The sequence below is a fragment of the Treponema phagedenis genome, from assembly GCF_008153345.1.
GTDB lineage: Bacteria > Spirochaetota > Spirochaetia > Treponematales > Treponemataceae > Treponema > Treponema phagedenis.
The window spans coordinates 358,217-370,435 of the sequence record NZ_CP042818.1 but is presented as its reverse complement, the minus strand read 5'-3'; the positions used below and the strand labels follow the sequence as shown (position 1 = coordinate 370,435).

Annotated in this window: 6 protein-coding genes; 3 read left to right on the top strand and 3 right to left on the bottom strand. The window is 44.1% G+C overall.

What is annotated here, in order from left to right; genetic code table 11:
* Positions 1–387 precede the first annotated feature (387 nt).
* Complete coding sequence (locus FUT79_RS01610) at positions 388–2,580, top strand: hypothetical protein (protein ID WP_244951112.1); 2,193 nt, start codon at positions 388–390, stop codon at positions 2,578–2,580.
* 479 nt (positions 2,581–3,059) lie between these two features.
* Here the strand turns inward: FUT79_RS01610 and FUT79_RS15855 are convergent, their stop codons facing one another.
* Entirely contained in the window at positions 3,060–3,200 is a 141-nt protein-coding gene (locus tag FUT79_RS15855; protein WP_425329149.1) for a Txe/YoeB family addiction module toxin, read from the bottom strand.
* 284 nt (positions 3,201–3,484) lie between these two features.
* Complete coding sequence (locus FUT79_RS14955) at positions 3,485–4,867, bottom strand: leucine-rich repeat domain-containing protein (protein WP_081718776.1); 1,383 nt, start codon at positions 4,865–4,867, stop codon at positions 3,485–3,487.
* A gap of 990 nt (positions 4,868–5,857) precedes the next feature.
* On the opposite strand from FUT79_RS14955, the gene FUT79_RS01595 reads away from it, so the two are divergent.
* Complete coding sequence (locus FUT79_RS01595; protein ID WP_148889209.1) at positions 5,858–9,493, top strand: DEAD/DEAH box helicase; 3,636 nt, start codon at positions 5,858–5,860, stop codon at positions 9,491–9,493.
* Between the two features lie 601 nt (positions 9,494–10,094).
* Positions 10,095–10,472, top strand: a complete 378-nt coding sequence (locus FUT79_RS01590; protein ID WP_024752944.1) for a hypothetical protein — start codon at positions 10,095–10,097, stop codon at positions 10,470–10,472.
* Between the two features lie 35 nt (positions 10,473–10,507).
* Here FUT79_RS01590 and FUT79_RS01585 read toward each other — a convergent pair whose 3' ends face one another.
* Positions 10,508–12,115, bottom strand: a complete 1,608-nt coding sequence (locus FUT79_RS01585; protein ID WP_024752943.1) for a CTP synthase — start codon at positions 12,113–12,115, stop codon at positions 10,508–10,510.
* Positions 12,116–12,219 lie beyond the last annotated feature (104 nt).

The window sequence follows — 12,219 nt, the reverse complement described above, 5'->3', positions numbered from 1 at the left end:
GCATGAACAAGGGACTACTGCCCCTTGAACCCCGCTTATGCTTTGCATTAAGGGCTTGGGCAGCCCTTAGACCGGCCGTTTTATGCTTCGCATTAAGGGGCGCTGCCCCTTAGACCCCGGATTGCAGGTGTTGCTGCGCAGGGCGTTTTTCGGTTATGCTTCACCGCGATCTGTACTGTCCCCTTACCCGCTGCACCGGAGAAATGTAAATTTCAGAACGGGCACGGACGCTCGTGGTTCCACGCAGCAGCGACGTTTTAAAGCAGGACAGATTGCAAAGCTTTAAAACTCGCAGATTAGATTTTGACATGGATGTCAAAATCTAATCCACTGTTACTTGACTTTTTATTTTCACTTGTGCAGTATTTGTTCGAGGAGTATTTATTTATGAGAAAGAAAGATGCGTTATCGCATAAGTGGAAGTTTGCACGTTTTGGCGGCGTTACGCAGGTTATGCTTACAGAAGGTGATGACATTGCAAACCTTCGGGAGCTTGACCAAAAATTATGGACTGTATTGGCGATGCCGATAAAAGGTATATTCTTTAATGAAAAAACAGCGGAATTGCTGGATAGTGATAAAGACGGGTTTATTCGCCCCCTTGAAATTCTTGAAGCAATTGATTGGATTTGTGCACAATTAAAAGATCCCGGACTTTTAACTGAGGAAGGAGACGCGGTTCCGCTTGATGCTATCAAAAACGAAAAACTTTCGTTAAGCGCGCACTGGCTTTTACAGCAGATTAACAAAAGATCGGCAACCGAAATCACTCTTGAGGACATCTACACTCAAAAAAAAATTTTTGATGAAAATATTCTAAGCAAAAAAACGGAGGTATCCGCCGATGAACCCGATGAGCAAAAACTTGCAAAACTTCTTAGAAAACTTATTCTTTCCTTTGCCGCAAACACTACAGACAACGAAACCATAAAACAAAATGTTATTGACAGTTTTTTTGCACAGGTAAATGATTTTGTTGCATGGCATACATCTCTTTTTGAAAACACTCTACTACCTTTAGAACTTGCAGAAACCGAAAAAGCTCTTGCCGCTTTTGATGCGGTAAAAAATAAAATACAAGATTACTACCTGCGCTCTAAACTATCTGAATACCAGCCGGGACTTTCTTCGGTGCTCATCGCAAATGCGGAAAATCTGCAATCGCTCGCAACCAAAGAACTCACCGACACCAATGAGGATATCAGCATATTGCCGATTGCCGCTCTTTCTTCAACAAGAGAGCTACCCTTACAACGGGGAATAAATCCCGTATGGAAAAACAAAATGCGCACCTTCTACTCTGACGCCGTAAAACCGCTTTTAGGCGACAAAGAATTTCTAACCGAAGAAGAGTTCAACACAATTGCATCCAAACTCAGCCCTTATCGGGAATGGATTGCGGCAAAACCCGCTTCCGATGTTTCTTGTTTAAGCTATCAGTATTTAACCGAATTGCTTTCCGGAGCACATGCGGACATCATACAAACCTTTATTCAAAATGAACTGATAACCGAAACGGAACGGGCAAACCTGAACGACTTGGAAAAACTCGTACTGTTTCGATGCTATCTTTATACACTGCTGAACAACTACATCAGCTTCACCAATTTTTATGAAGGAAAAGGATCGGTTTTTCAAGCGGGAACCTTATATTTTGACTCTCGTTCCGCACACCTCTGCTTTGAACTAAACGGAGATGCACGACACGCTTCTTTGGATGCGCTATCGGGCGCTTTTTTAGTATACTGCGACCTAAGTCGACAGGGAGGGCATACAAAAAAAATTATCGCCTTATTTACAAACGGAGACAGTGATAGCATAGTCGTCGGCAGAAACGGAATTTTTTATGACCGGGACGGAAAAGACTGGAATGCGACTATCACGAAGATAACCGTCAACCCCATCAGTGTGCGGCAAGCGTTCTTTATGCCATACAAAAAACTCATCACAATGATAGAAACACAAATCGCAAAACGCGCAGCCGATGCCGAAGAAAAAACTGCAGGCAAGCTTTCGCTCACTGCCGAAAAAGTGGTAACAGCGGATAAACAAGAAAACAAAGACGTCCCGCTTGTACCTAAAAAACTTGATCTTGGCACCATTGCATTAATCGGTACCGCGGTAGGAGGCGTTTCCGCCTTGGTGAGCGGAATCCTACAAGTCCTATTTGGCTTAGGCTATTGGATACCGCTCGGACTTCTTGGCATACTGCTTTGTATTTCCGGCCCCTCCATGATCTTAGCCGCCCTTAAATTACGAAAACGAAGCATCGGATCAATCCTAGAGGCAAACGGATGGGCTATCAATGCTCAAACCAGAATAAACATTCCTTTCGGAGCAAGCCTTACTGCCCTTGCGGAGTTACCAAAAAATAAAACCTTGGCTCCGATTGACCCGTTCGCAGACAAAAAAACCGGCCGAAAAATAGCATTGCTGCTTTTCATCATAGCCCTTGCCGCGGCAGGATTTTGCTTTTTATATTTTTATAAAAAAGTAAATTTCTTACGCGTATTCACCAAACAAAATCAAACAATCGAAGCCGATGAAAAAGCGGGCTCCGCAAAACCCTCTCCCGAGTAATTAAAACGAGCAGGAACATACCGCCATTCAAATCCCGAATTATATAAAAAAGAGCTCGACACGGCGCAACGGTGGGCAATTTACCATAGGGCGAAGTTTTGAAAATTTACTGTAACTTCGCCAACGGTGAGTAAACTTACCATACTAATGTTTGAATCAAGGGTTTGGGGCAGTCCTTAGACCCCGCCGGTTTATGCTTCGCATTAAGGGCTTCGGCAGCCCTTAACCCGCCTGATGGCAGGGGCTGCTTGGGCAGAGCTTTTTTGGCTTATGCTTCGCATTAAGGGGACTTGCAGGGGATATTTGGCATTAAAGGGTGATGCCGTTTAAATAAAAATATTTCTATGATAAGAAAAAAAGAGCCCTCTGCGGTTACGGCAGGGGGCTCTTTTTTTACGTACCGAAATCATTTTAGATAGTACCGAAATCTTTTGCTTTAATGAGTTTAGTTTGCAATTATTGTTGCTAACTCAAAGTTTTTAGGAGTCTTCATAATGTCCCTTACATGAGGCAATGATTATGGATCCGTCTTTTTCTCTATAAACAATTCTGTGTTTTTCATCAATGCGGCGGCTCCAAAATCCGTTTAAATTCCCTTTTAAAGCTTCGGATTTGCCAATACCTGAATAATGGTTACGCTGTATATCCTTTATAATACGGTTTATACGCTTTAATATTTTTTATTGTTTTCCTGCCAATAGCAATAATCTTATGGGTGTGAAGGGCACATGGTTAGGCGATTACGGTAAGGATATCTTTTTTGATAGTTGCCCCGGCAGTGCCGGAGCAGTGTTGTTTACAAAGCCCCCTTTTTCGGAGGGCTTTATTTCAATCATCCTTTCCCTTCCGTCCAGAGTTCCGCCTTACAAAAGGCGGGACGGGACTAAAGGGAATGGATAGAAGTTTATGGTGTAGGGATGTCGTATTCAACAATTTTGTGATCGGCATCTGCTTCATACACCTTTTTTACCAGCTCCTTTATTGTTATTTCCGGATTGGAGCCCGGCACTTTAGCATTTTTCGGCACCTGCACTTCTTTGCAGCGAGTTTCACTAGGATTTCCGTCTAGGACTCCAAAAGCATGCCCCCCTATGCTTGTAATGCTTGTAGGTAATGTGATAATTGCCTGCGTGCAGCCGTAAAAAGCGTACCCCCCGATGGTTTTAAGATTTGCAGGAAATTTAACTGCTGTTATACCGCTGCAGGCGGAAAAAGCCTTACTCCCGATGGAGGTAAGCGAATCAGGCAGCGTAAGTGTTTCTATACCGCTGCAGCCGGAAAAAGCAAAATCCCCGATGGAGGTAAGTTCAGTACATTTGGAAAAGTTAAGTTCGGTAAGGTTGGTACAATCCGAAAAGGCTCCTTCGAATTTTTTGGAATTGGAGTTCCATGTTCCGGTTTCAATTGTTTTAAGGCTTTTGGGGAAGATAACTTTTTGTATGCTTGTTTTTTCTGTAAATGCGTCCTTGCTAATACCTACAACCGGTTTTCCGTCTATTTTTTCGGGTATTTCCAGTATTGCAGGCGGCTCTCCGTTGTAACCGGTAATTTTACCGTTGCCGTCGGTAATGAAATTGTTTAACAGTATCGGTGCAGGCGTTGTTTTCGCGATTACGCCGGAACTTATGTTCCCCGCCTTATCCTTTGTTTTTACCGTGAAGATATATTCGGTGCCGTTAGTTAAACCGGTAACCTCATAGCTGCCGGGCTTACCTTTTTCCGCAGCGATGGTTTGTGCAGTTGCAAGACTGCCTGCTGCGGGGCTCGCACTGATTACCACCTCTTTGAGGTCTGCATCACTCGGATTTGTCCAGCTCAGTTGAACGTTGCTGTCTCCCTCAGTTGCCGTAAATCTTTCTACTTCGCTCGGCGCGCTGTGGCCTTTTTCCTTTGAAACGGCGAAGACTGTGGTATTTTCGTTAAATACATGACTGTCTTCTATTTTACTTCCGCTTGCATTGCCCAGCTTCCATTCGGCAAGCTCGTAGCCTTCGTTAAACGTTATTTTAGCTTTGGCATCCGTTTTTATGTCAGCCCACTTTTTACCCGTTGCCGTCAGTGTAAACGGAACGTCTTTAACATTCGCATCGCCTTGTACCGTTACGGTAATTTTAGACGGCGTAGATGGCGTCAAACCACTGCTTCCGCCGGAGGGAGTAATCGGCTGTTCGTGACAAGCGGTAAGCCCTCCGAGAATACCCAATGCCGCAACTGCCAATACGGCAACCAATAAGGACTTGTGTATCTGCATAAGTCCTTTTTTTACGATTGATGAGTTTTTCATCATGCGCTCCTTCTTGCAATTTCCTTATATTGCAAATAATGTGGTTACAAAAAGCGGTTGCTTTTTGTATGGTAAAAACTCTTTGCCGATGCGTACACCACGACAAAGATATCCAAAGTGTTTTAGCAGACCGGTATAGCGCATCTGCGGTAAAACAAAAAAACCTTGCAAATGCAAAACGAAAAAGCGCATGCATAGGCAAGGTGTTGGATTCAAAAATAAAAAGTATATTGTATAGACTGTAATTCGGTTTTTTAAAATTATATCTAAACTTGTCAGTACAATTTTATTGGGGGGGGGGTATAATAGAAGAAACTTGCGCAATTCATAAAGAGCACACTCATGCCGATAGAGAAATCTTGATATACGATTTTTTTTAGAGTTTCTTCGCATATAGTCCAATCTAGTACGGAATCTTTTTAGGTGCAAGGGGCAACTTTATGCTTCGCATTAAGGGCTTGGGCAGCCCTTAGACCTGCCGTTTTATGCTTCGCATTAAGGGGCGCTGCGTCCCCTTAACCCCTGCACCAGAGAGATGTAAATTTCAGAACGGGCACGGACGCCCGTGGTTCCAGGCAGCAGCGATGTTTTAAAGCAGGACAGATTGCAAAGCTTTAAAACTCGCGGGTTAGTTTTTGCCACGGACGGCAAAAACTAACCCATTGTTCAGAGCAAGTTTTCCCTCTTCCTCCTAAGACCTCCATCTCCCTTTCAACGCTGCTTAGGGCTCTGCCCTAAGAACCCGTCCTGAAAACGAGTGCTTTGTAGTATTCGCCGTCGAGTAAGGAGGTTTTCAGTGGTGGTTGGCACGCAATAGTGAATGTGTATTGTGGAAGTTTTCACCGGCTGCTGCGCAGAGCCTTTTTCGCTTATGCTTCGCCGCGATCCTGTCCCCTTACCCGCTGCACCGGAGTACGCTCATTTTTATAATCACAAAAGTTTTTAAACTCACGGGGTAGTTTTTTTTATAAACTATGGTATCATACGGGTACTATGGCAAAAAAAGAGTACGGTGTTACGCCGTGGGGGGCTTGGTTTTTGGAGATGCTTGAGGCTTATAACGGCACGGGCAGAATTACGCGGGGAAAGACGTATGCGAATACGGGCAAAGTTGATTCGCTGAACATAAAAGAAAACTCGGTCGGTGCCCGCGTTGAGGGGCGGTATGAACCGTGGTATTATATCAGTATTAAATTTCCCGCCCTGTCCGGCACCAATTTTAAAAAGCTTGAAGTGGTGTTTAAAAAAAATCCCATCGATTTGGTGTCACTGCGTGCCGGCACGATGAGCCCTAATCTTTTAAAGCAAATAAAGGACAAAAACATCAGGCTTATTCCTTCGTATTGGCGATACATTGAACGAGACTGTACATGTCCGGATTCGGGAGATCCGTGTAAACATATGGCGGCTGTTTTATATATTCTTGCAAAAGAGATCGACCACGACCCGCGGCTTCTTTTTCAGCTTGCGGGTGTTGATTTATCAAAAATAGAAATAGCGGACTCTGCATACGGTGAAGCGCCGGATGCGGAAGATTCTGAAAATGATACGCCGGCGGAAAAGTCCCGTGCAGTGCAAAAGGAGTCGGCATTTGCATCCGGACAGGAAGTGCGCAGTAAACATCCGGTGCCGCTGTCGCTGCGCAAGCCTGAGCAGCTGCAAGTTCATGACGGTTCCGCTGATGATCAAACCGATTTAACTGCGCAAGAAGGGCAAATAAAAACACTCGATGAATTGTTAAGCAATGAGCAGAATTTATTTTCTTCGGGGGAATCATATCTTACGCTTATTACTTCGATGTTGCCAAAAGAGACAAGTTTTTATTCGGGGAATCTTATTGCGGCTTTTACGGATTTTTATCATACCAGTATTAAAACGCTGCAACGGGATTTTTATTTGCAAAACACCGCGCTTTTCGGCGGCAGCGAAAATGAAAACACTCTTCGAAGAATATCCTATGCGCAGGTTCGTATTAACGATAAGGAACTTATACAAACGGCGGAAGATTTTCCGTTAAAGACTAAGAAATTTTTAACGGTGAATGTTATCCTTTCAGGAAAAACCGCACACACGTTTACCTTATATGATGCAAGTTTATTTTTTGCGAATGTTCAGCCTGCCGCCGATTCTCCGCAAAGCGTAAAAGAACTTATGCTCTTTTTTAAGTTGGCAAAAAAGATCATCAATGATTCCGCCTTTGCGCCCGCACTCTTACAGGAAAACAAACGCATTAGTCTTTTTTGGAAAGCGCTTACCGCATCAAGTGAAATACAAAAAGCGGTTGCCGGCTTTGCTTCAATTATAACCGAAGATTTTTTTGCGCCGGTAAAGGTTTGGGGAAAGGCATACAGTGCGGAAATTATCCTTACCGTATTTTTAACCGAGTATGTGCAGCGCCTACGTTATACACCACGCTCATATTTTACAATAGATACAAATATTGTTGAGCTTTTTTTCTCGGGGGCTGAAATCAATATTCAAAAACCGGGCTTACGGAATCTCGGTACGGTTATCGAAAATTGGCTTTCGGTATTGCATTATGCAAACCCCGATTTAAGTTACCGGCTTGTGTTGCGCGAAAACAGCAAAGATGAAAACTTCACACTGCAAGCCCTTGTTTTACTGAAAGGGAAAAAAGTACCGCGGTATGTGGATTTATACAAGGCCTATGCAATAGCGGAAAATCCCGATGAGATTTTTCATTTCCCCGCAATGCTGAGCGCGTATCTGCCGCAGCTTGCGGAGCTGGCAAGAAAAAAATCCGTTGTGCTTACCAAAGATGAAACCGCAAGTTTTTTAAAAAATGCGGCAAAGCTTTTAACCCGCTTCGGCGTTGAGGTTGTCCTTCCGAAAGAATTGCAAAAAGCGCTGGTGCCTCGTCCCGTTATTAAGGTAGAAAAAATAAAAGGCGCCGGTCCCGTGCAGTCTTACCTTGGCATTGAGGCGGTTATTCAATACGACCGAGCAATTATGCTGGGCGATACGGTAATCAGCATTCCGGATTTTCTTGCGCTGATGAAGCAGAGTTCAAGCCTTGTAAAATTTAAAGACAGATTTGTGCTAATTGATCCGGAGCAGGTTGCGCTGATGCTCAGCTCTATTAAAAAAGAAAAACCTTCGTTAAGCGAAGTTTTGCAGGGAACGTTTACCGGCGAAAGTATTTTTTCCGATGAGATTCCTTTTTTTAATGAACTTAAAAAAGAAACCGATATTCTGCTTCCCGAGGGAATACAGGCAACGCTTCGTCCGTATCAGTTAAAAGGATACCGCTGGCTGTACTCCAATTTGCAAAACGGATTCGGCTGTTTACTTGGCGATGACATGGGACTGGGAAAAACCCTGCAAGTTATTTGCCTTTGTGCAAAACTGAAAGAAGAAAGCGGTTTGCCCGAAGGGATCCTCATCGTGGCGCCGGCAAGTTTATTGACAAACTGGCAGCATGAGATAAAAAAATTTGCGCCGCAGTTGTCGGTTAAAATCCTGCACGGTAAAGACCGCAGCTTTACAGCCGGCACGGATATTCATATCACTACGTATCAAACGCTGCAGCGCGATTCAAAAAAAATTACCGATAAAACATTTGATTGTCTTATTATTGATGAGGCACAGGCGATAAAAAATGCAAACACAAAAAATGCAAAAGCATTACGCAGTTTGAATGCAAAAGCAAAAATCGCCTTGACCGGTACACCCATTGAAAACAGTTTGGAAGATATGCGCTCCATCTTTGACTTTTTATTACCGGGGTACCTCGGCTCGGCGGAGGCATTTAAAAAAAAGTGGCGCATTCCGATTGAGCTGCATAACGACATCGACACTGCCGAAAACTTAAAAAAAATTACGTCACCGTTTTTATTGCGCCGTCTTAAAACCGATCCAAAAGTTATCTCCGACTTGCCCGAAAAAATTATCAGTCCGCAGTATTGCACGCTCACGCCGCAGCAAGTTGCAATATATGAAAGCCTTATTCGACAACAGCTGAAAACCGCGCTGAATGCAAAGGACAGCATTCAGCGCAGCGCATTTATCGTTAAGCTTTTGACCGCACTGAAACAGGTGTGCAATCACCCGAGAACCTACGATAAAATCAGCCCGCCCGACATAAACCTTTCGGGCAAAATGCTCAGCCTTATCATCTTGCTTAAAGAAATCCTGACCGCCGGAGAAAAAACTTTGATTTTCAGTCAATACACCGAAACACTTTTTTTGCTCAAAGAAATTATCAAAGCGGAGCTCGATGAAGACTGCCTTTTACTGCACGGACAAATGCCGGCTCGCAAACGGCAACAAAACGTAACCGCCTTTCAAACCGAGCCAGACAAACGCATCTTTTTAATTTCGCTTAAGGCGGGCGGCACCGGACTCAATCTCACCGCCGCAAGCCGCGTTATTCATTTTGACCTTTGGTACAATCCCGCCGTTGAAGATCAGGCAACCGACCGCGCATTTAGAATCGGACAACAAAAACACGTCTTTGTTCACCGCTTTATTTGCGCCGGCACCTTTGAAGAAAAAATCGATGAAATGATTCAGCGCAAACGTGCCGTCTCCGACAAAACACTCGGCACCGGCGAAACATGGATTGCAAAAATGAGTGACGAAGAACTTGACGCTTTATTTTCAATCTGATATCATTTTCCCGATTCAGGGCGAATCTAAAATCTTTATTGGATACAAGCATTGCCTGTAATTAAATTGTATAATGAAAAGCAGATGCACTATCCTTTTTGCTTGTAAATCATTACTGGAAGTAGCTCGCTTTTTGTAAATACTGATTTCATTGGTTACAACACGGGTTCTTAGGGCAGAGCCCTAAGCAGTGTTGAAAGGATGATGGGAGTCCTAAAGGGAAGAAGGGAAACTTGCTCTGAACAAGTGTCCCTTCTTCCCTCTAGCGGCGGGGTGCAGGGGTGCCGTAACGCCCTGCATGCGAAGCATAAGCGAATAAATTTTACAAGACCTCGAACTTTGTGGTGCGCAGCCACTCAAAAGCGAGGTTCAAGGGGCGGCAGTCCCTTGTTCATGCGTAATCCCCGATTCTGGGCGAACCCCTCCGTTCGGAGCTCCCGCCTTACTTCGGGTCGGCGAGCTGCGGGCTTCGCTGCGGCTGTTTTTGCGCTATTTTGAGCGCGCAAAAACGATCCTGCTTCGCACTTTTGAAAAAGTGCTTCGCAGCCCTCCGCATGCCTTTCGCATCCGCTCAAAATCGCACACTCCTTGGAGGGAGTGCATGAAAACTAAAAAACTTTTTCTTGTGTTATTTTTTGCGCTGTTTGCACTTGCGGCGGGCGTTGCTGAAAATGTGGCAGCAAAAATTGCTGTCTATGACTATGATGAGAATAAACTCTTTGAAATAACAGACAAAAAACGTTATACTAGCGCGGCTACTCTTACTCATTTAAAAGTACAGTATCATTATATACTAACGCTTCAGGGAGACAATGGAAAAACCGAAAGAGTCGACCTTATCGTATATAAAAATTATCCGCATGTGACTATTATAATGCTTGAACGTTCGGGCACGTGTATTCCTCAGAACGAGCTTGTCGAGCTTTTACATCATCCCGAAAACTTCGCGAACATTCAAAATAAAAGTTTGAAGCTTTGAAACAGTCGGCAGCAATAAAGGCTGCCTGACTATTTTTACACACCCGCCTGCTTAATTGCTGCACCGATAAATTCACGGAAAAGCGGATGCGGGCGGTTCGGGCGGGATGCAAACTCAGGGTGGAACTGCACGGCGACATACCACGGATGATTTTTCAGTTCAATAATTTCCACTAAGTTCCGCTCGGGGTTAATTCCCGCAAGGGTCATTTCGGATTCTTCAAATTGTGTGCGATAGATATTATTGAATTCATAGCGGTGGCGGTGGCGCTCGCGTATTTCATGCTGTTTGTAAATTTGTTCGGTAAGCGTATTCTGGTTAATTGAACAAGTGCAAAGTCCAAGCCGCAAAGTGCCGCCAAGGTTTACTCCCTGCTGGTCGGGCATTAAATCAATAACCGGATGTTCGCAGTGTTTTTGAAATTCGGTTGAAGACGCATTTTCCAAGTGCAGCACATGCCGTGCAAATTCAATAACCGCAACCTGCATACCGAGGCAAATCCCGAAATAAGGAATTTTCTTTGTGCGCGCGTATTCGGCTGTAAAGACCATACCTTCAACGCCGCGATCTCCGAAGCCGCCCGGAACAATAATTGCCGCAACGTCTTTAAGTTGTTTTTCCGCTTCTTCGCGCGATGTTATTTTCTCCGCATCAATCCAAATTTGTTTTACATTTGTTTTATGATAAATCCCCGCCGCAGTCAGCGCTTCACTCACGCTTAAGTAAGCATCGGGAAGTTCAATGTATTTTCCGACAAGCGCAACGGTTATTTCTTTTTCGGGATGATAAAAGGTATACAACATTTTTTCCCAGTCGGTAAGTTCGGGTTTGGTATCCTCAATATGAAAAAGTTTACAAATTGTTTTTCCCAAGCCCGCCTTTTCAAGCATGAGCGGAACTTCGTAAATTGATTTTGCGGTAAGATTTTCGATAATCGCATCCTGATCAACATTGCAAAAAAGACTGAGCTTTTCGCGCACCGATTGCGTAAGCTTTTTCTCGCTGCGGCACATAATAATATCCGGCTGAATACCGAAGCCAAGCAATTCCTTTACACTGTGTTGCATCGGTTTTGTTTTAATTTCTCCGCACTCTTTTAAATAAGGCAAAAGTCCTAAGTGAATAAAAACCGACCGGTCTTTTCCGACCGCATATCGGATTTGGCGGATTGCCTCGATAAACGGCAAGGATTCAATATCGCCAACGGTACCGCCGATTTCGGTAATCACAATATCGGGATTTGTTTGCTCCGCCGCTCTCATGATCCGTGATTGAATTTCATCGGTTACATGCGGGACAACTTGTACGGTGCCGCCGTCATATTCTCCGTTTCGTTCTCGATCCAAAATTGCAAGATAAACTTTCCCTGCGGTAGTGCTGTTAAATTTACGGACGGCAACATCGGTAAAGCGTTCGTAGTGGCCAAGGTCAAGGTCGGTTTCGCCTCCGTCTTCGGTAACAAAAACTTCCCCATGCTGATACGGGTTCATCGTTCCGGGATCGATATTAAGATAGGGATCGCATTTTTGGTTTACAACGGAAAGCCCGCGGCTTTTTAACAAGAGTCCGATCGAAGCTGCTGTAATTCCTTTTCCCAAGGAAGAAACAACACCGCCTGTAATAAAAATAAATTTTGTATTCATGTTACCATCCTCAATAATAAAAAGCAGACTTTCGTCTGCTTTTTATATGAGTATATCGTTTTTCAAGTCTTTTCGCAAGCACCATTTAAGCAAAACCTGGGAGG